The sequence below is a fragment of the Nitrosopumilus sp. S4 genome (genome assembly GCF_054515835.1).
Genome location: NZ_CM137258.1, coordinates 153,012 through 178,823 on the forward strand (window position 1 = coordinate 153,012; position 25,812 = coordinate 178,823).

At 31.6% G+C, this 25,812-nt stretch carries 24 protein-coding genes, 1 tRNA gene and 1 other RNA gene; 12 read left to right on the forward strand and 14 right to left on the reverse strand.

Annotation, left to right across the window (positions count from 1 at the left end):
* Nucleotides 1-23: 23 nt before the first annotated feature.
* From ACX119_RS00825 to ACX119_RS00840, 4 genes are read left to right on the forward strand one after another with little or no spacing between them, the layout of a single operon-like run.
* Nucleotides 24-596 (forward strand): nucleotide exchange factor GrpE, encoded by a 573-nt coding sequence (locus ACX119_RS00825; protein WP_459351273.1) that lies wholly within the window; start codon nt 24-26, stop codon nt 594-596.
* Nucleotides 593-2,518 carry a molecular chaperone DnaK gene (gene dnaK / locus ACX119_RS00830; protein WP_459351274.1) on the forward strand — a complete coding sequence of 642 codons (1,926 nt, stop codon included), beginning with the start codon at nt 593-595 and terminating at the stop codon, nt 2,516-2,518. The genes ACX119_RS00825 and dnaK overlap by 4 nt, the downstream gene beginning before the upstream one ends.
* A gap of 49 nt (nt 2,519-2,567) precedes the next feature.
* A complete protein-coding gene (gene dnaJ / locus ACX119_RS00835; protein WP_459351275.1) occupies nt 2,568-3,653 on the forward strand; it encodes a molecular chaperone DnaJ in 1,086 nt (361 codons plus the stop codon).
* Between the two features lie 7 nt (nt 3,654-3,660).
* Nucleotides 3,661-4,200, forward strand: a complete 540-nt coding sequence (locus ACX119_RS00840) for a 5' nucleotidase, NT5C type (protein WP_459351276.1) — start codon at nt 3,661-3,663, stop codon at nt 4,198-4,200.
* On the opposite strand, the gene ACX119_RS00845 is transcribed toward ACX119_RS00840, so the two are convergent.
* Nucleotides 4,197-4,361 (reverse strand): hypothetical protein, encoded by a 165-nt coding sequence (locus ACX119_RS00845; RefSeq protein WP_459351277.1) that lies wholly within the window; start codon nt 4,359-4,361, stop codon nt 4,197-4,199. The genes ACX119_RS00840 and ACX119_RS00845 overlap by 4 nt on opposite strands.
* Nucleotides 4,362-4,438: 77 nt before the next feature.
* On the opposite strand from ACX119_RS00845, the gene ACX119_RS00850 reads away from it, so the two are divergent.
* A tRNA-Leu gene (locus tag ACX119_RS00850) sits at nt 4,439-4,523 on the forward strand.
* A 6-nt stretch (nt 4,524-4,529) separates the two neighbouring features.
* On the opposite strand, the gene gatE is transcribed toward ACX119_RS00850, so the two are convergent.
* Genes gatE through ACX119_RS00865 form a run of 3 tightly spaced genes read right to left on the reverse strand, consistent with a single transcriptional unit; the run spans nt 4,530 to nt 9,959 of the window.
* Nucleotides 4,530-6,437 (reverse strand): Glu-tRNA(Gln) amidotransferase subunit GatE, encoded by a 1,908-nt coding sequence (gatE, locus tag ACX119_RS00855; protein ID WP_459351278.1) that lies wholly within the window; start codon nt 6,435-6,437, stop codon nt 4,530-4,532.
* 13 nt (nt 6,438-6,450) lie between these two features.
* The gene (gatD, locus tag ACX119_RS00860) at nt 6,451-7,740 is read right to left on the reverse strand and encodes a Glu-tRNA(Gln) amidotransferase subunit GatD (RefSeq protein WP_459351279.1); all 1,290 of its coding nucleotides are present in this window, start codon (nt 7,738-7,740) and stop codon (nt 6,451-6,453) included.
* Nucleotides 7,741-7,772: 32 nt separating this feature from the next.
* Nucleotides 7,773-9,959: a CDC48 family AAA ATPase gene (locus ACX119_RS00865; RefSeq protein ID WP_297594684.1), complete on the reverse strand. Its 2,187-nt coding sequence runs from the start codon at nt 9,957-9,959 to the stop codon at nt 7,773-7,775.
* 103 nt (nt 9,960-10,062) lie between these two features.
* Here ACX119_RS00865 and ACX119_RS00870 point away from each other — a divergent pair, with 103 nt between their 5' ends.
* Together ACX119_RS00870 and ACX119_RS00875 are read left to right on the forward strand one after the other, a co-directional pair.
* Entirely contained in the window at nt 10,063-10,797 is a 735-nt protein-coding gene (locus ACX119_RS00870; protein ID WP_459351280.1) for a 50S ribosomal protein L2, read from the forward strand.
* A 26-nt stretch (nt 10,798-10,823) separates the two neighbouring features.
* On the forward strand, nt 10,824-11,126 hold the full coding sequence (locus tag ACX119_RS00875) for an acylphosphatase (protein WP_459351281.1): 303 nt from the start codon (nt 10,824-10,826) through the stop codon (nt 11,124-11,126).
* Here the strand turns inward: ACX119_RS00875 and ACX119_RS00880 are convergent.
* The 4 genes from ACX119_RS00880 to ACX119_RS00895 form a co-directional block, all read right to left on the reverse strand.
* Nucleotides 11,123-11,455, reverse strand: a complete 333-nt coding sequence (locus ACX119_RS00880; protein ID WP_459351282.1) for a DUF5655 domain-containing protein — start codon at nt 11,453-11,455, stop codon at nt 11,123-11,125. The two genes, ACX119_RS00875 and ACX119_RS00880, sit on opposite strands and share 4 nt — an antisense overlap.
* Nucleotides 11,456-11,486: 31 nt before the next feature.
* Nucleotides 11,487-11,798, reverse strand: an RNA gene (ffs, locus tag ACX119_RS00885) — signal recognition particle sRNA.
* A gap of 34 nt (nt 11,799-11,832) precedes the next feature.
* Nucleotides 11,833-12,747, reverse strand: coding sequence for a TIGR00269 family protein (locus ACX119_RS00890; protein WP_459351283.1), 915 nt, complete (start codon nt 12,745-12,747; stop codon nt 11,833-11,835).
* Between the two features lie 43 nt (nt 12,748-12,790).
* Entirely contained in the window at nt 12,791-13,942 is a 1,152-nt protein-coding gene (locus tag ACX119_RS00895; RefSeq protein WP_459351975.1) for a site-2 protease family protein, read from the reverse strand.
* An 88-nt stretch (nt 13,943-14,030) separates the two neighbouring features.
* On the opposite strand from ACX119_RS00895, the gene cutA reads away from it, so the two are divergent.
* Nucleotides 14,031-14,342: a divalent-cation tolerance protein CutA gene (cutA, locus tag ACX119_RS00900; protein WP_459351284.1), complete on the forward strand. Its 312-nt coding sequence runs from the start codon at nt 14,031-14,033 to the stop codon at nt 14,340-14,342.
* Here cutA and ACX119_RS00905 read toward each other — a convergent pair.
* Together ACX119_RS00905 and ACX119_RS00910 are read right to left on the reverse strand one after the other, a co-directional pair.
* Entirely contained in the window at nt 14,339-15,382 is a 1,044-nt protein-coding gene (locus ACX119_RS00905; RefSeq protein ID WP_459351285.1) for an mRNA surveillance protein pelota, read from the reverse strand. The genes cutA and ACX119_RS00905 overlap by 4 nt on opposite strands.
* A 32-nt stretch (nt 15,383-15,414) precedes the next feature.
* Entirely contained in the window at nt 15,415-15,831 is a 417-nt protein-coding gene (locus tag ACX119_RS00910; protein WP_459351286.1) for a hypothetical protein, read from the reverse strand.
* Nucleotides 15,832-16,001: 170 nt separating this feature from the next.
* On the opposite strand from ACX119_RS00910, the gene ACX119_RS00915 reads away from it, so the two are divergent.
* On the forward strand, nt 16,002-16,421 hold the full coding sequence (locus ACX119_RS00915) for a secondary thiamine-phosphate synthase enzyme YjbQ (protein WP_459351287.1): 420 nt from the start codon (nt 16,002-16,004) through the stop codon (nt 16,419-16,421).
* Here the strand turns inward: ACX119_RS00915 and ACX119_RS00920 are convergent, their stop codons facing one another.
* The 3 genes from ACX119_RS00920 to ACX119_RS00930 are packed head-to-tail and all read right to left on the reverse strand — an operon-like array spanning nt 16,422 to nt 17,857.
* Complete coding sequence (locus ACX119_RS00920) at nt 16,422-16,586, reverse strand: hypothetical protein (protein ID WP_297594665.1); 165 nt, start codon at nt 16,584-16,586, stop codon at nt 16,422-16,424. It lies immediately after the preceding gene.
* 49 nt (nt 16,587-16,635) lie between these two features.
* Nucleotides 16,636-17,088 (reverse strand): metal-dependent transcriptional regulator, encoded by a 453-nt coding sequence (locus tag ACX119_RS00925; protein WP_459351288.1) that lies wholly within the window; start codon nt 17,086-17,088, stop codon nt 16,636-16,638.
* A 1-nt stretch (nt 17,089) separates the two neighbouring features.
* Nucleotides 17,090-17,857 carry a TrmB family transcriptional regulator gene (locus ACX119_RS00930; RefSeq protein WP_297594661.1) on the reverse strand — a complete coding sequence of 256 codons (768 nt, stop codon included), beginning with the start codon at nt 17,855-17,857 and terminating at the stop codon, nt 17,090-17,092.
* Nucleotides 17,858-17,958: 101 nt separating this feature from the next.
* Here ACX119_RS00930 and tes point away from each other — a divergent pair, with 101 nt between their 5' ends.
* The 3 genes from tes (at nt 17,959) to ACX119_RS00945 (ending at nt 23,880) form a co-directional block, all read left to right on the forward strand.
* Entirely contained in the window at nt 17,959-19,638 is a 1,680-nt protein-coding gene (tes, locus tag ACX119_RS00935) for a tetraether lipid synthase Tes (RefSeq protein WP_459351289.1), read from the forward strand.
* Nucleotides 19,639-19,800: 162 nt separating this feature from the next.
* Nucleotides 19,801-21,867, forward strand: a complete 2,067-nt coding sequence (locus ACX119_RS00940) for an STT3 domain-containing protein (protein ID WP_459351290.1) — start codon at nt 19,801-19,803, stop codon at nt 21,865-21,867.
* A gap of 72 nt (nt 21,868-21,939) precedes the next feature.
* Nucleotides 21,940-23,880: a CDP-glycerol glycerophosphotransferase family protein gene (locus tag ACX119_RS00945; RefSeq protein ID WP_459351291.1), complete on the forward strand. Its 1,941-nt coding sequence runs from the start codon at nt 21,940-21,942 to the stop codon at nt 23,878-23,880.
* Here ACX119_RS00945 and ACX119_RS00950 read toward each other — a convergent pair.
* Nucleotides 23,877-25,811 carry a CDP-glycerol glycerophosphotransferase family protein gene (locus ACX119_RS00950; protein WP_459351292.1) on the reverse strand — a complete coding sequence of 645 codons (1,935 nt, stop codon included), beginning with the start codon at nt 25,809-25,811 and terminating at the stop codon, nt 23,877-23,879. The genes ACX119_RS00945 and ACX119_RS00950 overlap by 4 nt on opposite strands.
* Nucleotide 25,812 lies beyond the last annotated feature (1 nt).

The window sequence follows — 25,812 nt, forward strand, 5'->3', positions numbered from 1 at the left end:
GCTAAATTATTATTTTGTTTGAAATGTCTGATGAAAAAAATCCTGATGAAATACCTGTTAATATAGTAAAAGAAAATAAAATTGAAAATAATCAACTTGATGAAGTATTAGGGGATTCAAAGAATAAAGTTGAAGAACTAGAAAAATTATTAGATATTGAAAAGAAAAAATCAAATGAATATGAGGAGAAATTAAAACATGTTCTAGCTGATTTTCAAAATCTAAATAAAAAAACACAATCTGATATTGAAAGGGGAGTAAATGCAAAAATTGATGAATTTGTTTTAGATTTTCTTAAAATATATGATGATTTTGTAAGAGCTAAAAATGTTTTTTATGAAAGTAACATCAACACTGAAGGTCTTGAATCAATTCTAAAAAATATGGATTCATTATTGAGCAAATACAATGTCGTACCCATTGATGCATTAGGTGAAATTTTTAATCCAAATTTGCATGAAGCTATTTCGATAATTTCTGATCCCGATTTAGATGATAATACAATTACAAAGGAGATCAGGAAGGGATATATTTCTCATGAGAGGGTTATAAGACCAACATTAGTAGAAATTTCAAAAAAGGATGATAAAAAATGACAAAAATAATTGGAATCGATTTAGGAACAAGTAACTCTGCAGCTGCAGTTGTTATGGGTGGTAAACCCACAATCATTCCTGCTGCTGAGGGTTCTACAATAGGTGGTAAAGCATTTCCATCTGTAGTTGCATTCACAAAAGATGGTGATCTACTAGTTGGTGAACCTGCAAGAAGACAGGCAGTAACTAATCCTGATAGTACAATTGTGGCAGCTAAAAGAAAGATGGGAACTGATTATACTTTTAAAATTAAAGATAAAGAATACAAACCACAACAAATCTCTGCTTTTATTCTTCAAAAGATTAAAGCTGATGCAGAAGCCTTTGTTGGTGAAAAAGTCGATAAAGCAGTAATTACTGTACCTGCATATTTTGACGATAATCAGAGACAGGCAACTAAGGATGCTGGAACAATTGCAGGTCTTGATGTTGTAAGAATAATCAATGAACCAACTGCAGCATCTTTGGCATTTGGATTGGATAAAGCTAAAGAAGATATGAAAATTTTAGTGTTTGATTTTGGTGGTGGAACCTTAGATGTTACCATAATGGAAATGGGTGGTGGCGTATTTGAAGTAATGAGTACTTCTGGTGATACCCAATTAGGAGGAACTGATATGGATAAAGTTCTAATTGATTACATCGTAGATGAATTCAAGAAAAAAGAAGGAATTGATCTTTCAAATGATTCGACTGCAATGACAAGAATCAGAGAAGCATCTGAAAAAGCAAAAATTGAATTATCTACTGTAATGGAAACAGATGTTAACTTACCATTTATAGCACATGATCCATCATCTGGTGCAAAAAATCTTGAATTGAGAATTACAAGAGCAAAACTAGATGAATTAATTCGACCAATAGTTGAACGATGTAAGCCATCAATCATTAAAGCTTTAGAAGATGCAAAACTTTCAAATTCTGATATTAGTAAAATTGTAATGGTTGGAGGCCCAACTAGAATTCCATTAGTTAGAAAATTTGTTAGTGAGGTTGTTGGAAAAGATTCTGAATCTGGAGTTGATCCTATGGAAGCAGTAGCTATGGGAGCCGCAATTCAGGCAGGCATTATTGCAGGTGATGTTACCAGCGATATTGTTTTACTAGATGTTACTCCACTTACTTTAGGAATTGAAACTTTAGGTGGGGTCAGGGAGCCTCTAATTGAAAGAAATACAACCATCCCAACATCTAAGAGTAAAGTTTTCACAACTGCTGCAGATAATCAAACTGCTGTTACTATTCATGTTGTTCAAGGCGAACGTCCTATGGCAACTGATAATGTATCTCTGGGAAGCTTCAATCTAACTGATTTACCACCAGCCCCTAGAGGAATACCTCAAATTGAAGTTAAATTTGATATTGATGCTAATGGAATAATTAACGTAACTGCTAAAGACCTTGGGACTCAAAAAGAAGCAAAAATTACTATAGAATCGACTTCCAAACTTTCTAAAGAAGAAATTGAAAAACTAAAAGAAGATGCAGAAAAATTCTCTGATGAAGACAAAAAGAAGAAAGAAAAAATTGATCTTAGAAATGAAGCGGAAAGCTACATCTACACAACAGAAAAATTAGTTAACCATGATCTTAAAGATAAAATCTCTCAAGAACAGGGAATTAAAATTACTGATGCTGTTAAAGAAGTAAAAGAAGTCCTTGATAAAGAACCATCTGAGTTAAAACCTAAACTAGAAACATTACAAGCCCTTGTTAACGAAGTAACTACCGAGCTTTACAAAAATGCAACCCCGCCACCTGGTCCAGAGGGACAACAAGGATCTGCTGAAGGACAACAAGGATCTGCTGAAGGACAACAAGGATCTGCTGAAGGACAACAAGGATCTGCTGAAGGACAACAAGGATCTGCTGAAGGACAACCAAATGAATCATCTTCCACTGATGAAAACAAATCCAAATAATTATCTAAATTCAATCATTTATACGGTATTTACAATAAAGGAATGACTTATGAGTGCAAAACGTGATTACTATGAAGTTTTAGGAGTTTCAAAAACAACTTCACCAGATGAGATTAAAAAACAATATAGGAAATTAGCTTTAAAATTTCATCCAGATCGAAATAAATCTGATGAGGCAGCAGAACATTTTAAAGAAATTTCAGAAGCATATGCTGTTTTGTCAGATCCTGAAAAAAAACAAATCTATGATCAGCATGGTCATGCAGGTGTAGATGGACGATATAGTAGTGAAGATATTTTTCAAGGTGCACGGGGAGATTTTAGTGATATATTTGGTCGTGGTGGAGGCGGATTTGAATCCATTTTTGAATCAATATTTGGTCGTGGTGGAGGCGGATTCGGTTTTAATCAACAAAGAGGTTCTGATATTCTTTACCAAACTTCTGTTACATTGGAGGATGTTTTACATGGTAAAAAAATGGAAATTGAAATCAATAAACAAATTCAATGTAATACTTGCAGTGGAACTGGTTGTAAACCCGGCACAAACAAAAAAACATGTTCTTCATGTAATGGTCAAGGACAAGTAAGACAAAGTAGGAATATGGGGTTTGCTTCCTTTGTTACTGCTGTACCATGTTCTTCATGTAGAGGTAATGGTACAATAATTGAAACCCCGTGTGATGATTGCAAAGGTAGAGCCATTAAACAAGGTACCAAAAATGTCACTTTTGAAATCCCACCTGGGATAGATTCTGGTGATTACACTGTACAAAATGAAGGAAATGAGATCCCTAATGGTTCTAATGGTGATTTGATTATACGAGTTAGGGTTCAACCCCATTCAATATTCAAAAGAGATGGAAAAGATATTTTTTATGACCATAATGTTTCAATGGTTGATGCAGCTTTAGGTTGTGATATTATTGTCCCAACTCTTGAAGGTTCTGAAAAAATCAAAGTTGATTCTGGAAGTCAACCCAACACTATTGTAAAGCTAAAAGGAAAAGGAGTTCCATACATTAATTCTAGAGGCAGAGGAGATCAATATGTTAGAATTGTGGTAAATGTCCCTCAAAAACTCAATAAACAACAAAAAAAACTCCTAGAAGAATTTAAAAAAAATAGTGAATAGATAATTTATGAAAATAGCTTTAGATGTTGATGGAGTACTTGCAGATGTAATCAAATCCTGGTTAACTTTTAGTAATAAAATTAGACCTAAAATAACTAAAGAACAAATTACTGATTGGAATTTTTGGAAGAAATTTCAAATTAATCAATATGATTTCTATATTGAATTGAATTCATGCTGGAAAAACTGGATTTCTGTGCCTCCAACTGAAAATAATTTATCTACTGTAACAAAAAATCTCTCAAATTTTGCTCAAGTAGATATTGTTACTGCAAGAGAACGTTCTACTGATTCTTTTGTAAAAAATTGGTTAAATCATCATAATATTACATATGATAACTATGTTTCAGTTGTTGATGGTCCAATGAAGGCTGATCTAGATTATGATGTATTCATTGATGACTCTCCCTTAAATGCCAAAAAATTTCTTGAACATAAAAAAAATGTTATTCTGTATTCACAACCTTGGAATTTACATATTAATGATAATAACATCATCCGAATTTCAAAACTTTCAGAAGCAATAAATAAAATTTCAAAAAATTAATCTTTTACAAATTTTCTTATGTTTACTTGGTGTCCATTTCTAATGTGATTTGAATGAGTTGTTTTTAATAGTTCTCCAATTTTATCTTCATTGTAAAATTTTGTATTGTAACGTCCAAGTACCTTTTTACAATTAATACAATAAACTTCTTTGAATTCCATTTTTACACTTGATTCACTTTCTGTAGTTGTCTATTGTATAATAAAGAAACTTATTCTGGATTTTAAAAATTTACCATGCGGGAGTCGCCCAGCCTGGTCAACGGCGTAAGGTTCAGATCCTTATCTTCTAGGAGTTCGTGGGTTCAAATCCCACTTCCCGCATTCTAGTCAAACTTTTGCCAATTTTTTCTTAATATTTTTTAAAAGTAGATTATTAATAATTTCACCAGAAGCTTTACCCCTTAATTCTTTCATTGCAATTCCCATTAGTGGTCCAATTGCTCTTTCTTTTTGATTTTTAATTATTTCTTGATTTTTTTCTACTATATTTTCAATAATTTTCTCCAAATCTGCCTCATTTACAGCCTCAATTGAAGTATTTTTCATAGCCTCTTCAATAGTCTTAGATTTTCCAGCCATGATATTTTCAAAAATTATCTCAATTGACTCTTTAGCAATTTTTCCGTTTTCTAACATTTCAAATATTTTTACAATATCATCATTTTGTAATAAATTAGAATTTAGACCGCTTCTCTCTAAATTAGTAATTGTGGAGCATAAGATTGATGCGACAAATGTGGAATTGATTTTAATTTTGTCAACAATTTTTTCAAACAATTCCAAATATCTTGAATCAAAAATTTGTTCTGCTAGTTGTGGATTAATTTTATATTTTATCTCCAATTCTTTGATAGATTCATCCCATGATTTTGGTAAATTGTTTCTTACAGTTTCTAATTCTTTTTTTGAGATTAAGATGGGAGGAATATCTGTTTCTGGATACATTCTTGCAGCTCCTGGTCTAGGTCTTAGAAACTTTGTCTCACCTGTTTGAGTAGCTAATCGTGTATCTATTGGTATTCCTTCATTTTTAATATGCTCTACTCTTAAAATAATTTGATCAATTATTGTATGCATCATTTCAAATGGAATAGCTAAAACTAAAAATGCATCATTTTCATTAATTTTTAAATATTTTTTCAAATTCTCAACATCTTTATCTTCTATTCCGTAATTTGGCAACTCATCTGAATGAAATATTCCCCCTAAACCAAAAAATCTCACTAATTCAGCTACTTCTTTTCCTAATCGAATTCCTTCATAAGGTGAATACCCAAACATTCCTTTCATATTTTTAAATACTATTGAAACGATCTCTTGATTTTTCTTTATGGCATTTTGAATAATTTTTGATTTACATTTTTCAAATTGTTTTGTGACTATTTTTCTATCTTCATCATCATTATGAACCCATTCTAATTCTTGTAATTTTTTAGAAATTTTTAATAAACCATGTTGTCTTTTAGCCTCGTATTCTACTACTTTTTCTAATTGATCTAATTGTTGAACTCCTTTTACTTCAATTACAACTCCTCCTTCTTTAATTGAAACATTTACGTCTTGTCTAATTGAACCCAATCCTCTTTTTACTTTCTTAGTACTTCTCAAAATTCTTCCTAATCCTAAAGCAATTAATTTAATTTCCTGCGGATTTACTTCAAATGGTTCAGTTGCAATTTCTACTAAAGGTATTCCTAGACGTTCTAAGCCAAATTTTCTAATAGATCCTTCATCTCCTAAATTTTTTGCAGCATCTTCTTCAAGGCAAATGGATTGAATTCCAATGTTCTTTCCTTCAACTTCAAAATTACCACCTTGGGACATTAACATTGTACGTTGGAATCCAGTAGTATTGGAACCATCAACAACAGTTTTTCTCATAGGATAAATTTCACTAAAAATATTTGATTTTAATACAGAAGCAATAATTAACGCTGTTTTTTTTGCATCTTCATCTAGTTCATGTGGTGGTTCTTCATCTTGCTCTACTAGACAGCTACTTTCTGGATTAGCATAATACATTATTGTTTTTGACTTGGATTTTTCAAACAATGCTGCAGGATCATATTCTCCTAATTCACTTTTTGATGCTCGCAATTTCCTCTTAAATTTTATAAAATATTCATCTGATTCCAACTGTTTGCAATTACAAAATAATTTCTTGTTAGTATCTAGTTGTTGATGAATTTCTAGTCCTACTTTAACTCCAACGCTATTTATGGAAAATTCTGACAAACTATTTCCCTCACTAGTATGATAATTCCGATGCAATATTTTCAAGCATGATTTTCTTTATTTCTTCAGCATCTTGAAAATTCCCCATTGCCCACATTGTTTTTACTAATGCTACTTCTGGAATCATGTTTTCTAAAGGAATTATGCCTAAATCAAGTAAATCTCTTCCACTTTCATATACAGTCATACTAATTCTACCATCAATACACTGAGAAGTCATACCTAGAAAAATCCCTTTCTCTTTGGCTTTTTTTACACTATCATACATTGTATTTCCAATGTGACCTAATCCAGTTCCCTCAAAAATTATTCCTCTATACCCCATCTCAATAATATGATCTAATAATTTGGGGTTGTATCCAGGATAATATTTTACTAAAGCAACGCGTGTATCCAGTTTGATTTTTGATTGAAATTCATTAATCTTAAAAAAATCTTTAGAAAAATTTTTTTGAATTTGGTTTTCTGAAATTATGAATGCTGGATTATCTCCAATTGTTTGAAATGCTCCTCTCTTACTAGTATGATTCTTTCTGACTCTTGTTCCAATATGACATGCTAATGTATCATCGTTTTCATCTTGATGCATTACAATGAAAACGCCTTTGGTATTACTTTCTATGATAAATTTTGTTGCACCGATCAAATTTAATGCTGCATCTGATGAAGCACGATCCGATGATCTTTGAGATCCAACTAATACAATTGGAATAGGAAATCCTGCAAGGGCAAATGACAGAAAAGCTGATGTATAATGCATTGTATCTGTACCATGTGCAACAATAATGCCTGAATAATCTGATTTTGAATAATCCTTAATTTTTTCAGCAATTTGTAACCAATGCTCTGGTGTAATATTTTCCGAATATTCTGAAAATAGAACTTCCGTATCTATGCTTGCCATTTTAGAAAGTTCTGGTACAGATGAATTCAATTCTTCAGCTGTTAATACAGGTGTAACTGCACCTGTTCTATAATCAATCTTGCTTGCAATTGTTCCTCCAGTTGATAATAATAGAATTTTTGGTAAACCTGAAACTTTTTCTACTTTTTCATATTGCTGATTAGTTTTTTCAACAGATTTGATTTTTTCTATTCTTTGAATTTTTTCAATTTCTAAACCAATATTGTAACCACTCTTTAATTTCAAAACTATATGTTTATTATCACTATGTTCGTATCTTGGCATAATTATGCCTAAATAAGTAATATCGGCTAAAATTTTTACAGAATTACCAACTGATATGTTATTTGATTTGAGAAATTGTAAAGAAGTGCCTTGATATCCTCTATAATCTGACATTTATGAGAATTAGATTAGTTATTTTATTAAAACTACCTGTAATAGGAGGCTACTAATTTTTCGCCCATCTTAAGGTCTTTTTGCTCTCTTACTTTCTTTACAGCCTCTTCAAAATGTTTCATGGTAACCTTGGCATCAATAGTGGTTTTCTCAATATCTTTCTCATCTGGATGTGAATCCAAGAATTCATGAATAACAAGGGAAACTGCAGTATTTGCAATTGATGCAGTATCAGCGCCACTCAAACCATCAGTTAATTCTGCAATTTTTTCTATATTGACACATTGAGGATCACTTTCATCAGTAACTGTTGGTATTTTTGCAGCATTAATTTTTAGGATGCTCTTTCTACTTTCTTTGTCTGGAAGTGGAATTTGAATAATTTTATCAAATCTACCTGGTCTTAATAATGCTGGATCTATCATATCAGCTCTATTTGTTGCAGCTAAAACTATAACACCATGCATATTTTCCATTCCGTCTAACTCAGTAAGTAATTGACTAACGACTCTTTCAGTAACTGCTGTTTCTCCACCAGCTCCTCTAATTGGTGCGATTGAATCTATTTCATCAAAGAAAATCACACATGGTGCAGATTGGCGTGCTCTTTTGAAAATTTCTCTTATCCCTCTTTCTGATTCTCCGACCCATTTTGAAAGGAGTTCGGGTCCTCTTACTGAGACAAAATTAGCTTCACTTTGTGTTGCAACTGCTTTTGCAAGCAATGTCTTTCCAGTACCACTTGGACCGTGTAGTAAGATGCCTCTTGGCATACTATGTCCTAGTTTATCATAAAGTCCAGGATATTTCATTGGCCACTCTACGGCCTCTTGTAACTCTCGTTTTACATCTTCTAAACCACCAACATCATCCCATTTAACATCAGGATTTTCAATAAAGACTTCTCGCATGCCTGAAGGAGTTACTTCAATCAATGCCTTTAGGAAATCATCATTGTTTACAATTAGTTTGTCTAATGTCTCAGGTGGGATTTTTTCTTCTTCTAAATTAAGCACTGGAAGTAATCTTCTCAAGCATTTCATTGCTGCTTCTTTACAAAGATATTCTAAATCTGCTCCAACATATCCATGGCTAACTGATGAAATTTTATCAATATTAACATCATCAGATAATGGCATGTTTCTGCTGTGAATTGCAAGAATGTCTTTTCTTCCTTTTTTATCAGGAACTTTAATCTCAATTTCTCTATCAAATCTTCCTGGTCTTCTAAGTGCAGGATCAATTGCATTTGGTCTGTTAGTTGCAGAAATTACAATTACTTTTCCTCTTGCTTCTAGTCCATCCATTAATGATAACATTTGAGACACAACTCTTCTCTCAACTTCACCTGTAACTTCTTCTCTCTTTGGTGCAATGGAATCAATTTCATCAACAAAGATTATTGAAGGTGCTTTTTCTCTTGCCTCTTTGAATATCTCTCTTAATCTAGCTTCACTTTCACCATAAAATTTACTCATAATTTCTGGACCTGAAATACTGATAAAATGTGCATTACTTTCATTTGCAACTGCTTTTGCAAGCAAAGTCTTTCCTGTTCCAGGTGGTCCATACAATAAGACTCCTTTAGGTGCTTCAATTCCTAGTTTCTCAAAAATTTCTGGATGTCTTAATGGAAGCTCTATCATCTCTCTTACTTTTTTAATTTCATCTGTTAAACCACCAATGTCTTCATAGGTTACCTGTGGAACACCACGTAGTGTTTCACCTTTCTCTGCAATATGGAAAACAGTTTTTTGAGTCACTAAAACAGCATCAGCTGCAGGAGTAACTCCGATTACTTGAAAAGTTAAACGTCCACCAAAGTATGGGACCATTACATTATCTCCTTTGATCAAAGGAACACTTTCTAACGCATCAGCTAAATATCTCTCATCAATAGGAGGAATAGCCTCTAGTGGTGCAACAACTACTTTTTCTGCTGCCACCGCTTTAATTTTTCTAACCGAAATGGTGTCTCCTATTGCAATTCCTGAATTATTTCTTCCAAGACCGTCGATCCTGATTATTCCTTTTCCTTCATCTGATGGATAAAGTGGTAGGCATTTTGCTACTGTTCTTCTTTTTCCTTTGATCTCTATTACATCTCCAGTTGAAGCGTTTAGAGTATCCATTGAATCATAATCAATTCTTGCTACCCCTCTACCTACATCTCTTGTATATGCCTCGAGAACTTTGAGAGAAAGAGCATTTTGACTCATACACAAATGCCCCCTGTCTAATTTTTATACCTTTGTGGTAATTTTATCAACTAACAAGTATCACCACAAGCTTAAAATCATCTTTCTGAGGGAAACGATCAACTTGGGTAAGAGACCATTAGTTAGAAGACGTGGCCGTGGAGGATTTCAGTTTAGATCTACATCCACTGGAAAGTTAGGCTCCAAGGCGAATTATCCACGTTTTCCACTGGGAGAACAACATGAAGGCAAAATTATTGATTTGGTTCATGAACGTGGACGAGAAGCTCCTTTGGCAAAAATTAGATTTGAAGATGGCTCTGTATCGTATGTACCAGCAGTTTTGGGTGCCAAAGTAGGCGAAACTTTACAATTTGGATTAAAATCTGAGATTCAAAAAGGAAATGTAATTAGTGTTCAAAATATTCCTGATGGAACTATCGTTTGTAATATTGAAAAGCACTTTGGAGATGGTGGTGCTATAGTAAAATCCGCAGGAACTAACGCTACTGTTTTTTCACATGGTGATGAAGGAGTAACTGTAAAACTTCCTTCAGGAAAATTTGCTATTCTTAACCCAAAAAACAGAGCTATGATAGGTACTCTTGCAGGTGGTGGAGCAAGTGAACGTCATTTTATGAGTGCAGGAAACAAGTGGCGTAGTTTTAAAGCTAAAGGCAAGAAATATCCAATTGTTAGAGGTGTTGCACAAGCAGCATATGTTCACCCTCATGGTGGTGGACGTCATCAACATGTTGGACAAAGCTCTACAGTTTCAAGAGATGCTCCTCCTGGCGCAAAGGTGGGTAGCATTGCAGCACGAAAAACAGGAAGAGCTAGAATTAAAGAAAGAAAGTAATTTTTCAATTAACCTAAAATTGATTAATGCCTGATTCTAAATTATTTTCAATGTCGAATCAACGAATTAGAATATTTGTAACAGGTAAAGTACAGGGTGTTTTTTTTCGTCAAGCATTAAAAGTCATGGCAAAAAAAAATGATGTTTTTGGATGGGTTAAAAATCTAAAAGATGGGCGTGTTGAAGCTGTTTTGGAAGGTGATGAAGAAAAAATTAGTAGATTAATTGAATGGGCACATGGAGGACCTGCAAATGCAAGAGTTGAAGATGTTGAGATCCGAAATGAAAAATTTACTGGTGAATTTTTGAAATTCGATGTTTTGTATTAATGAATTTCTTCATATGCTTTTTTAATTATTTTATCAAAATCTGATTTTTTCTGGTTTTGATTTATTTGTATTATTTGTGGAGTTTCCTTTCTGTTTTTTTGAATTTTAATTAAAACACCATCTTTTTGAGGTTCAACGTCTGCAAACCATCTAAATGTCATAGATTTACAAAATACAACTCTGTGCATTCTGACATCTTCTACTACATTTTCTCCTAGAGAAAAACAATATTCTCTTATTGAATCAAAAAGAGGAAGAACAGAGTTTGGAATTTGTTTTTTAAAGTCTTCATATGTTCTCTTGTTGCCAAATGAAATTATTCCTTCCATAATCTTAAAAATTCAAATTTTATTATAAAGGTAGTAGTACTGCTGGTTCCAGTCTAGACGAATAGCCCCATTTCAAGGCATACAAGATCCGCCACGTTGACGAGGAAGCGTGGATGCTCCACCTTAGGATTGCTCCCTCCCGGACCTCATCCCTTTCGATGGTTCGGTCTTAGACGTTATCCCTTCGGATAATTCTAGTCCTGCAACCACCCGCCTCGGCGTGATTTCATTTCCGCACACCAAGCGGGAATTACCCATCTAGAGATTTACCCAACAGTTGCTGATCTCTGCATATAGCCGGTTTCAGAATAGGGCACGGCTGGCACCCTGATCCTACCTACTACCGTTTTTTCTAAAGAAAGTATGTTATATTTGCATTAGGTTTGATTTTCTTTTAGTTTTAAAACCATATTACACACTGAGCACACATTTCCAGTGCATTCATTACCGCATTTTTTACAATTTGTTTTGATTTTTGAATTTGAATTCTTAATAATATGTGATACTTTGAGAACTGATTGATACAAATTGTTTTTAATTCCACTGTGTTGATTTTCTAAGGTGTTAAGAAATTCACGAATCTCCGTCCTTATTCCCTCATTCATATGTGGACAAGGTTCTGATTGAAAAGGCAGATCATTTGTAAATGCATAAAACACAATTTCTGATTCATAAATCTCGCAAAATGGTTTTATCTTTCTAACTGAATTATTTGTTGTATCGGGATCCATCCATCCGATTTTATTTGTATCTCCTGAGAGCATGTTAATTACAAATGTTTGAAGTGTATCATCTAAATTATGACCTGTTGCAATCACATCAGCTCCTATATCTTTTGCAGCATAATCAATTGCACGTCTTCTAAGAGTTCCACAAATTGAACAAGAAGATGTTTTTTCACTATCTCTTAATTCTAATGCTTCATCAAGGGTTAACTCAAAGAGATCTTTGTAAGAATAAACTTTATGTTCTACATTTAACTTCTTACAGAATTTTTCAACAATCTCCAATGCCTCATTTCTATATTCTGGAATTCCCTCATCAATTGTAATTGCTTTGATTTTAAAATTATGAGTAGATGCCATTTCATGAATTACTTTAAGTAATGCCAGAGAATCTTTTCCACCAGAAACTGCAACTGCTACTAATTCATTATGTTTGATCATGTTATATTTTGATATGGTTTTTGCTGTTTTTCTTAAAATAGAATAAGAAAAACATGGTGAGCATAATTTTTGACCAGAATATTTTCTAGTATAGACTGCTTGATTCTCACATCTATCGCATTGCATAATTTCAGATATTATTTTTCATTAATGATTCTTTAGGTATTTTTTAGATAGTGAACCAACCAGATTTCATATAAGATAAAGCAATATTGAGACCAAATAAGGCAAAAGTGAAGGCGTAAATTCCCCACATTACACCATTAATTGATTTATCTGAAATTTTCTTATCAATTATTGTATGGATGAATTTTCCTCCATCTAGGATTGGTAATGGTAACATGTTGATAATTCCTATGAAAAATGAAATCATCCAAAGCCATAACAAAAACATTGAAACATTAGGATCATTCCATTCTATGAAGTTCATTACAGGTTTGTATGCAAATGTATTGTCTCTCATAATTCCAATTAATCCTCGTTCTGGATCTTCAGGTGATGGAGTAATTTCTACACCAAAGTCCAATAATTGACCATCTCTAATTACTGTGACACTAGCTGTTTCTCCAGGATTCAAACTGGGAAAATCTATTGGACTAAAAATCGGTATATCATTAATTGAAGTTATAATGTCATTTGCCTGTAAGCCAGCTTTTTCAGCTCCTGAATTTTCAATAATTGATAATACTAAAACACCATCTGGCAATTCATAGAATGCACTCAAAAGTGGTTCAGGCAAAACCATTGCAAAAAATGGATTTGTTAATAGAATTACTCCTAAAACAAATGCAAAAATTACATTCGATGTTGCACCTGCACCAATTACTCTTAGTTTTGAAATCTTTTTGGCCTTTTCAAATTCTTCTTCGTCTGGTTCTACAAATCCTGCAAACATTGCAATAAAAATTGCAAATCCTCCAGTTTTGATTTTGATTTTTTCTAATGCAGCTACAATCCCATGTGCACCCTCATGAATTACTAGAACAATTGGAATGGATAACAAAAAGTAGGTAATTGATGATGAAGAAGTTAATGTAACTCCTGGAATTAATACTGTTAATTCAGAAAATTCACTTTGAGCTACAAAATAGTTTGAAACATTATTTAGCAAAAACCAAAATGCAAAACCCATCATAATGAATCCAGAAATTACACTTACATCAGCAAAAACTCGAATACCTCTTTTTGTTCTACTTAAAATTTTAATTAATACTGAATTGACTTGTTTGTTTTTGTAAACTAGGCTGTATGCCTTTATCTCAAAGCCATACTTTTCAAATTTTAGACCTTTTGCAATGATAACAATTGCAACCCATGCAATTAACACATAGATAATCGAATTCTGAGTAATAAAATCAAGTTCCAAACTAATTGTTAATTTTTTAAAGTACGTACATTTATCGGTTACTATGAAACCAGTAATTATAATCTCTACTTATCCTGACAAAAAGTCAATTTTAAAAATTGCAAAAGAACTTGTAAAAAATAAAGACGTAGCCTGTGTAAACATTTCAAAAATTTCTTCCATTTATTCATGGAATAAAAAAATAGAAAATACTTCAGAATATATGGCTATCTTCAAAACATTGACTAAAAATAAGAAACTAGTAAAAAAGAAAATTCAGGAAACACATCCATATGATGTTCCAGAAATTGCAGAAATTAATGTAACCTCAATAAACCAATCATATCTGAATTGGCTAATAGAATCTACAACTTAGGATTCAACAGGATAACGTAATAAAGAAATTATTCCTCCAAGACCTGTTACTCTTAATCCTATATCTGTAGATGAATCTACACTGTAAATTTTAACTCCCTTACTTTCAACATCATTTAAAAAATCAATCATTTTTTGCTCATCAATTTCTTGAATTGCCTTGTCTGAAAAAACTAGTGAATCAACTGCACCCATTTGATTTGCATTATAGGTTTCATCAAAGCCCATAGTAAATTTTCTACTTTTTTTATTTACCAAAAGCATTACCTCGTCAATTATTGCTGAAACTTTAGCTAATTTACTATCGGACATTATCTCTTGCATTGTCTTTGATTTAGTAAATGTGTAGATACCATCTTCCCCTCCTGAATCAATACCCTCAATAACTTGAATTTTATAATTTTGTGACTTTGCAATAAAATTTGAAAATCTTTTTTTTGTTTCACCTGGACCAAAAATTACAAGCGAATCACCTTCTTTGATTACACTTGAAACAGCTTGTTGTATGTGCTCAAAGAATTTCTCAATATTAAAATTGGTTTTGTATCTTTTTCCACCTGAACCTGAATAAATATTTGGCATAAATTCTAAATGTGTTCCTCTAAGTCTTGCAATACCACAATCTGCAGTATCTATGGCTACAAGTACAAAACCTAATTGATTATTACTTGCATCTAAAAGATTTTTTTCAATTGGTAACCATTTTTTCTTTGAAATGGTAATCCCATCATTTACTTTAAGAATAAATGAATGGTGTGATCCATGTGGGACTGATTCATTACTTGATTCAGAAATTGTACCTCCAATTCTCAATCTATCTAAAACATCATCAAGTGAGATCTTTTCTACCGTTAATGCGATTCTTATTTTGATCCTTTCACCTTTGTCTGGTCTTGAATAATCTTTATCTTGTTTTAGAACTCTAGTTGTATCACCAATTACTTTATCATTTTCTTTAATTATTCTACGTAAACTCAATAGATCATCTGAATCTTCTGGTATTGCAGAAATTGAATTATCATCAATAATTTTTGTAATCATATTATCTCTCTATTCTACAGAAAGAAAAGAGTTTAGCTTGTAACTTCGTTAGTTTTTCCTTCTTCAGATTTTTTCTTTAGATAGTTTTCAACCCAATCCAAAGTTAAAACCCCTGATTCTGCAAGATTTGTTAGGGAGTTTGCAGAGGCCTCCCCAGAAACCTTTCCATTAGTTCTTCGTATTTGACGCCATTTTAGAGATGTATTTCCACTCTTTGAATTATAAATAATTCCTAAAACATCTCTTGCATTAACAAAAGTAATATCTCTGATTTTTTTTAATGTAACTTTATCAGCTGCTTCCACATAAATTGCTCCCAATTCATCTTCTCTTTCTGCAAAAACTTCAAAATCATCCAAATAACTTCTTGGTGCATAAGATTTGCATGTACTAGAAATGATAAATCTTCTAAAACTTTCCAATGAAGCAGGAGTATCTATTGTAACCATTTTGAATGATTGAACTCTTGGCCATTTATCAAGCTTCTTGAAAGACTCAATAGGAATCTGCCTCAAATATGCCATGCGGGCTGTGATGAACCTATCCCTTTGATTGATGATGAGGATCTTGAGTTCTGAGCCTGCTTTAGTATTTTAATGGATGATTTTCTATTAAGTATATGAAATCTCTAACTGAATATCTGACATTTCAAGTTAAAACTAGAAGAGCATTTGTTAACATTACACCTGATGTTAGAAAATTAGTTTCAAAAAGTAAAATCCAAGAAGGATTATGTCTTGTCAATGCCATGCACATTACTGCAAGTGTTTTCATTAATGATAATGAAAGTGGACTTCATCACGATTATGAAAAGTGGTTAGAAGAATTAGCACCACATGAACCGATTTCTCAATATGAACACAATAACACTGGCGAAGATAATGCTGATGCACATCTTAAGCGACAAGTTATGGGAAGAGAAGTTGTAGTAGCTATAACAAAAGGTCAATTAGATTTTGGTCCATGGGAACAAATCTTCTATGGAGAGTTTGATGGAAAAAGACCAAAGCGAGTATTGGTTAAAATTATTGGTGAGTAATTATCCGAAATCTGCATCACGTTTTTGACTTTGTGATTCATTCTTTCTTGCAGCTGCTCTGAATTCTTCATCATGATTTTGTGGTCCATGACCGCATTTTACACATGCAATTTTGAACCCATCTTCGTATTTTTCATATGTTTCACACCCACAAAAACATGCCATGATTAAATATTATTTCTAAGATGATATATCTTTTGGGATAAAATTTCTTCTATGCTGATTTACAACACTCACCCATTGGGATTTCATGTTCATGGGGACATTTTCTGGGATGTTTTAGCATTGTACAAAGTGCATCAGTAAATTGTTTATTCATATGATGTTCAATACCGCACACCATTTCCTCATCAATTTCTACTTTGAGCGCACTATCCATTAGAACTTCTAACAATCTACTATTTCTCATCATACTAGAACCAATTTTTTCTCCTTCTTCTGTGAGTCTAACTCCTGCTTTATTGTAATTTACCAAATTTTTACTATTTAGTTTCTTGAGCATTTGAACAACACTTGGCTGTCTGACATTGAGCATTTTAGCTATTGTGCTAATCTTGACATCTTCTCCTCTTTCCTTGATGTGCCAAATTGCCTTGAGATACATCTCAACATGCTCAGCATCAGCAGTTCCTACAAACAGAACTTCTTCATCATCTAAAGCATCCATACTATATCACCTTTGAATCTTTTAATAAATATTCAAAGTAATTACGTGCAAATCCTGCTAATCCAGCATGATCTGCCCAAATTGCTACAACATCTGAAGAATTAGTACCTCCAATTTCAGGACCTAAAAGAATTACAACATATCTTTTGTCTGAAATTATACCTCCACCAAACAAACCTTTTTTGATTTTTACAGTTGCAACCCTTTTGATTGCTTTAATTGATTCTTTATCCATTTTATCTGATGTTAATATTGTAATATCTACCCCTTTGTCATGAAGTGATCTTAGTTTTGGCAATGCTTGCTTTACTAATTCTTCTCCAGCTTCTGGTAGTGCAATCATTACTTCATTTCTACAAGTCTCTACCATTTCTAAAATTTTAGCTGCAATGTTTATAGCTCCTGAGAGTACCCAAATATCTGGCCTTTCACTGGTTCCACTTTTCTCATACAATGGTACCAATTCATTTAGTATAACACTTTGATTTTGAGAAAAATCATTTTCCATTTTCTGTTTTGTAGTTTCTAATCCTGTTGAAGGTGATTTTGCAAAGTATTTTGTTGGTCTAGCATCATCTGAACCAATCCAACCTTTGTCTTCTAGAGTTCCTAATACTTCGTAAATTTTAGAATACGGAACTCCTGACTTTTGACTAAGGTCTGATGCTGTTAACTCTCCTGATTTTAGTAAAGCCGCAAATGTTCTTATCTCATAACTTGTTAGACCGATTTTCTCTAATGCTTTTTTTGTCTTATCAGAGATGCTCATGCGATCTAGTCGATCATTTTTGTTATTTAAATCACGCATGCCTACATCCTAAATTGCACACGGGGCCAAGTATGAAATGGATTATATACTAATTTAGAAAAATGACCGTTGTAGGCATGGCTCTAATTCAAATATCTAATCAATCAACTAAAAATTTAGGTAAAAAATCCACAATTCGATTCACTCAAAGCATCTGTCCTGATTGTAACATGATTTTAGATGCAGAAGTCTTTGAAAGAGATAACAAAGTCTTCATGTCAAAAGTATGTCCAACTCACGGCGAATGTGAGGAATTATACTTTGGTTCTTACGAGATGTACAAGAAATTCAGTACATACTGGATGGATGGTAAAGGTGCTCATGCTCCAAACGTAATGATTGACAAATGTTCTTGTCCAAACAACTGTGGATTGTGTTCTAATCACTTGTCTCACAGTGGATTGGCAAACATGATTGTAACTAACAGATGTGATTTAACATGCTGGTATTGCTTTTTCTATGTAAAGAAAGGCCTTGAAGGCGCTTACATGTATGAACCAGATCATACACAAGTTAGAGCAATGATGAAAACACTAAGGGCTGAGAGACCAATTCCAGGAAACTCTATGCAGATTACTGGTGGTGAACCAATGCTCAGAGAAGACATTGCTGATGTTATTAAAATAATGAAAGAAGAAGGCGTTGACCATATTCAAATGAATACCAATGGAATCCGACATGCAATGGATCCAGAAGCAGCAAGAGAAGTAAGACTTGCTGGATGCAACAACTTGTATCTATCTTTTGATGGTGTAACTGCAAGAACAAATCCAAAGAATCACTGGGAGATTCCATATGCACTTGATAGTTGCAGAAAAACTGGTACTACTGTAGTATTTGTTCCAACTGTTATCAAATCAATTAATGACCACGAATTAGGTGGAATTATCAGATATGCTCAAAAGAATATGGATGTAGTTCATGCTGTAAACTTCCAACCAGTATCACTAACTGGAAGAATGGGTAAATCTGAGCGTGAAAAATATAGAATTACCATTCCTGATTGTATTCAAAGAATTGAAGAGCAGACAAATGGTGAGGTAACTGTTGATGACTGGTTCCCAGTTCCAAGTTGCATGCCACTAACAAATGTAATTGAAGCATTCTCAAGCAAACCAAAATACGAATTATCAATTCACTTTGCTTGTGGTGCAGGAACATACATCTTTGAAGATGAAGAGACAAAGAAATTTGTTCCATTAACAAAATTCTGTGACATTCAAGGAATGTTAGAATTATTTGAAGATAAAGCAGAAGAGATTCGCTCTGGTAAAAACAAGTACTTTACAATGCTTGAAGTTGTAAGAAAACTCAAAGGTTTTGTTGATACAAAGAAACAACCAGCAGGATTAGATTTGGCAAAGATGTTTGGTAATATACTCATGAAGAGATCATTTGATTCAGTTGGTTCATGGCATGTCAAAGGGTTATTCCTTGGTATGATGCACTTCCAGGACAAATACAATGAAGACTTGGAAAGACTACAAAGATGTGATATTCATTATCTTACACCAGATCTTAGAATAGTTCCATTCTGTGCATTTAATGTAATTCCAGAATGGTACAGAGACAGAATCCAAAAGAAATATTCCATTACTGTTGAGGAATGGGAAGAAAGAGAAGGCGTCAAACTAGAAGATGGTTTGTACCGTGGTCTTATGAGACGTGGTGCAGGTGATGAGCTTGCTGCTGGCTGTGCAAAAAGTCAGATGTTCCATGATGCTGCTCAAGCAACAATGTAAGTTTGATCTTACAATAGAACTTTTTTCAAAAGAGTAATAACCACTCAAAATATTACAAATTCATTGAATACCAGTGCAGAACTATTTCAAATAGGTAATTTTGATTTCAGGCTAAATCATTTACTAATAATAGGTATTTTGATTTTATCATTTTCTATATCTATGTTGGTTCGCTCACAAGGAGCAGATTATGGATTTGAATTAAATGAATTTGATCCATTTTTTAATTTTCGTGCAACTGAATTTCTAGTAAATAATGGTCTAACATCATATTATGATTGGCACGATGATATGAGTTGGTATCCGGAGGGAAGAAATGTTTCAGGAAGCTCTCAGGTGATGTTACATGTAACTGCTGCTGTGACCTATCAGATTTTTGGAGGTAATTTAGATCTATATGATTTCACAATTTTGTTTCCTGCTGTTATTGGTTCATTAACTGCTATCATCGTTTTTGCTTTAGTAAGAGTAATTGGAGGTACGTATGCAGGATTACTTGCAGCTTTATTATATTCAGTATCTGTTCCAATAATACTAAGAGGAACACTGGGATGGTTCAAATCAGAGCCATTAGGATTATTTTATGGACTACTTGGAATTTACTTATTCTTAAGTGCAATAAAATCTGATAATAAAAAAGTCATTATCTCCAAAATGGTTGTGAGTGGTTTGTTGCTAGGATTTGGTCTTGCATCGTGGGGTGGAATTCAATTTTTTATTATTCCTGTAGGGATGTTTTTACTTGCTCTTCCATTTCTTAGAAAGGATCTTGGAACATTGTTTTGGAGTATTCCAATATTTGTAATTTCATTTCTGTCGACTGTGATGATGTTTGAGAGACCTGGATCTGGGTTTGTGTTTGGTTTAGGTGGGGCTTCATTAATTGCACCCACGATTTTTTTTATAGCATGTAGTTTTATTCAAAAAATCAGTAAACCTGAAAAGAAAATAAGAAATTGTTTATTGTTATTATTAGCCATAATCCTCTTAGGATCTGTTTTAATTATCATTAATGCTGATTCTCAATTTTTGCCTCTACCAAGCTTTCGTTATCTTAATGCAATTAATCCATTTTTAACTACCACTGATCCTTTAGTTGATTCAGTTGCAGAACATGCAACTACAACTATATCTCAATCCTTTTTCATGCATTCTGTTTTAATGATTTTTGCTGGGTTGGGTATATGGATACTTTTCAATAAAATGAAATCAAATCTTCTTAATAATTTTTCAAATGATATGATTGGGTTTGCATTAATTTTTGGAATTACAGGTGTATATGTTAGCTCCGCATTTTTACGATTAGAATTATTTGCATCGCTTTCACTAATTATTCTATCGTCTATAGGATTATCAATAATTCTAAAAGAAATTGTTAATTTTAGAAAACCAATATCTACTGGTAAAGATAAAATTATAAAATTTTCTAGTATTGGAATTATCCTGATTTTTATAATGTCTCCATTAGTGGTTCCTGCTAATGGAAATTGGATTTCAATTGTAGATGTTCCTCCAACTATACTCAATGGCGGAACAAACTATCAAGTCGCAACAAATGATTGGAAAGAAACACTGGAATGGATTAAAGTAAATACTCCACAAGATTCTGTGGTAGCAGCTTGGTGGGATTATGGATATTGGATTACTACAATGTCTGATAGAACTACACTTGCTGATAATGCAACAATTGATGCCATTCAAATTCAAAAAATTGCCAAGATCTTCCTTAGTTCACCTGATGATGCTTGGAAAATGCTTCAAGACATGGGAAGTGATTATGTTTTAGTTTTTGTTGCAGCACAAAAACTAAACATACCTGATGAAAGAAATCTTTACATTTTATCTGGTGGGGGAGATGAATCTAAAAAACAATGGTTTATGAGAATTGCAGGTGAACCTGTATCCAGATATCTTCACACCGATGGAATGAGTGGTACTGACTATTTCTGGAATGAGACATTATTAGGTAAAATGTTTCCGTTCTCAATTCTTGGATATGTAAATTTCAATAACAACCAACAATCTGCAACATATGTTCCTGGATATACGGGAGTATATGTTGATGAAATAAAATTTCCTTCAGATGGTAATGGTCCATTAAGATTAGTTTATGCATCATCTTCATTTACTGATCAAAAAATTGGACCTGTAACTGGAGTATTTGTATATGAAATCAATAAAGATTATGTACCTGCTGGAAATTCTACTGGATTTGAAAATGTACCATGATAAAAACAAAAATTTAAAGTTCCAATTAATGAAAACTCAAAAATGATAACATTAACAAAATATTGAGCATAAATGTCTAAAATTATCTTTATTTCTGAAACAACTGATTTGAAATCATTTTTAGAGAAAAATGTTACTGTTGATGATATAATAATTGAAACATCCGAAGAAATTAAAAACGAATTGGATTCTCTAGGTCAAAAAAGTCGTTCAATTAATGAATTCTCAAAAAATTCAATCCTATCTAATAAAAAAAGCCTTGAATGGATAAAGAGTTGGCCCGATAAACCGATATTTGCTGGAAAAAGTTTCAAAGAATTTTTAATTTACGATCAAATTAGTATTTTTTGGTTTTTAGAAACAAGACTCTATCTTTATAGAATTCAAGGACTAATTAATTTAATTGAACAAATAAAAAATATTTTTTCATGCATTGATGGCAACTCTGTAATTGTAAAAGGAAATTTTGATATTTTTCATATTATTAATGAAAAGTTCAAAGATAGATTAACTTCAATAGAATTTGTTGGTAATTCAAATAACCATTCCACAATTTCACAAAATAATCATGCTGGACATGGTTATTTGAAATTAATTATGTTAAAATTATTACGTGGATTTGGAACCTTGAAAAAAAAATCTAATGATAGGCCTATTCTTCTTATTACTGAATTAGCAAATTGGAGAGAGGAATATGACTATTTAGAAAAAAAATACATCAAAAGAGATGTAATTTTTTCTTCAATCATTAAAAAATTTTCAGAACTATCAATACCAATTAGAGTAATTGATTTTGAAAATCAAGCTGGACGCCTTTTAAAATCTTTTACTACAAATAAAGATAGAGAAAAAAAAATTGGTCTTGAGGTTCAACCTTGGGAAAAATTCATTACCTCTGAAATTATTTCAAAAACAAAAAATTTTAACAAAAAATTAGAAAAACAAACAGACCTATTGTTGAATTCAACAGAATTCAAAAAATCTTTAATATATGAAGATATTTCTCTTTACAAAATATTAAAAAAAGATTTCTCTGAATTATTACATAGTTTTAAAACATATGTTTCTCCAACCTTTATAGAAACTGCAAAAAGAATTTTAGACGAGATTAATCCTTCAGTGCTTGTTATGCATGATGAATATGGTACCTTACAGTTATGTCTGATAAATGAAGCATCAAAAAGAAAAATTCCTTCAATTTCAATTCAGCATGGAGTAAATACTGAGACATGGATATCATATGTACATAAATCTGAGCACATTAAAGGAAAAAATTCTGATCTTATTTTTCCAATTCCTAATCATATTTGTGTATGGAGTGAAAAAGCAAAAAATAATCTTATAAAATATGGGAATTTTCCATCAAATGTACCAATAGTAACCGGTGATCCCAAATCGGATTTTTTACCTAAAATCTTAAAAAACCTTGATTCATTAAAAATCAAATCTTCATTGGGGATCCCACCTGCAAAAAATATTATTCTCTTTGCAACCCAAACATTATCAAACTTATCAGAAAAATCTCTTATTACTAATTCAATATTCAAATGTCTTTCAAATATGAAAAATTCATTTTTAGTCATCAAAGCTCATCCTAATGAAACTAATTTGTCTTATTATTCAAATATAGCAAAAAAATTCTCTGTGAAAAATTTTATGATTTTACAATCTCATAATTTGTATGAATTAATCTTTATTTCGAATGTAGTAATTGTTCCCTATTCTACAGTAGGTATAGAAGCTATGAGATTGCAAAAACCAGTTATTGCTATGAATATGATGGGTTTACATGATGATGATCCATTAATCCAAAGTAAAATTCCAATAATTGTACAATCAGAAAATGAATTGAAACCTGCAATAGAAAAATGTCTACAAACAGAATATGTGTCTCAAATTATACAAAAAGGAGAATTATTTGCTAAACAAGAAATTGGAAACATAGATGGATTAGCATCTAAAAGAATTATAGACCTAATTATTACTACAAGAAAAAATTCAATTACAAACTAATTTGAAGATATTAACTTAAAAATTCTCTCTGATGCCATTCCATCATTATAATAATTGTATTTATCAATCATGATTTTTTGGTTATCTTGCAACTCTTTGACATATTTTTTTCCAACAAATATATCTATAATCATTTTTTCTAATTCATTATAATTCTCAGTATATAATGCTGAACCTGATTTATGATAATTCTGTGCATTTTTTAAGTTCTCTCTAGAAAAATTTACATTAATTACTGGTTTACCAAGTAAAATCCCTTCAACTCCAACATTAGAATAATCAGAAATTATTATATCTGCAGAAGACATTAAAAGATTTAAATCAAAATCATAAATAATATAATACTTTTTATTTTGACACTTATTTTTAATATATTTTATTTTTTCATGAATTCCATCTGATTGCGATTTATATCTTGGATGAAGTTTAATGACTATTTCAAAACTATTTGCATTTACGAATTTTATTAAATCTGATATCCATAATTCATCTTTTTCATGCCACCTACTCATTGCAATAAGAATAACTTTTGAATTATTACTTATTTTGTATTTTTTCTCCAACATTTTTTTTGATTTGTCAGTATCATAATCTTTCATGTAATCATACTTTGGATTTCCCGTAAGTTCTATTCTATTTTTATTGATCCCGTAACCTAATAATGTCTCTAAACCCTGTGTTCCATAAATACAGATCTTGTCTGCCTTGAATAATATCGAAGAGATTGCATTTTTATCAATAATTAAAGTCTCAATACTGGTTGTAGAAAAATCATATTTTTTTGATAATTCAGCAGTTAGCATTCCAATTAATGTTCCTTCAATGAAAATTGCATTTTGTAATTTAATACTCTTAAAAATACTGTCTAATACCATCTGAGATGCAATAGAACGATATATTCCATCAATTAGTTCTGAATTCCATTTTTGATTATATATTATTGAATATTCTGATTTAACTGCATTAAGTAATTTTTCTTCAAATCTTTTACTTTCATTAGTTTTTCTTAGTATGTTTGCAAGTGCGAATGTTTCTTGAAAATAATCTGATACTGGATATTGTTTTTCATCTAAAAAAGAAGAAGTTATAGAATCTATGGTAAATATTCTGAATGGAATTTTTGAATCTAGAAATTTTTTGAATATTTTGTCTTGGGCATCAAGTAAATCGCTCCTACTACTGGATAAAAAAAATCCACATTTTATTGAATTTGCTTTTATAATTTTTTTTTGAATATTTTTAAGAATTAACTGACTACTTTTTTCTGGGCTAATTTCATATGTTTTATTAATTAAAAACTTTGTCAACAATGATATGGATTTTAAAAATAAATTAAACTTGGGAAATGTTTTCTTTTCTTGATTTTTGATAATATTATTTGAATACAATGAAAAGGCATTTTTGTATTTATTTATTTTATTAGATTTTTCAAAATCTTGAATTGAATCTTTTATTTCATATTTTTTTATTTTGTTATTTTTGATTAGGAAAATAGATTCATCATTATTGTAGCCTAAACCCTTTGCAATTTTTTGAATAATAAAATCTCTAAAATGAATTCGCTCAAAGATAAAAATTATATTTTTTTTATTTTCTAAAATCTTTCTAATTTTTTCAATAAATAATATGTCAATTTGTAAATAATGTATTAATCCCTCATTAATTGAATAACCATTGAATTTAATATCTTTACATAGTTTTTGATATTCTAATAGTGATTTTTTTGTTTGTTCATATATGTCAAACATTTCATCTGAATAAACTGAAAAATATTCTTCAAGAATTTTTATACTATGTACTTTATTTTTTAATTCCTTTTTGGCTAATGCATTATCACAAATAATTTCAAATTGTTCTTTTTCATCAATTAATATATTTTTTAATGCAACTAAATCTTCTTTTTCATAGTAACAAAAAACTTTTGAAAACATG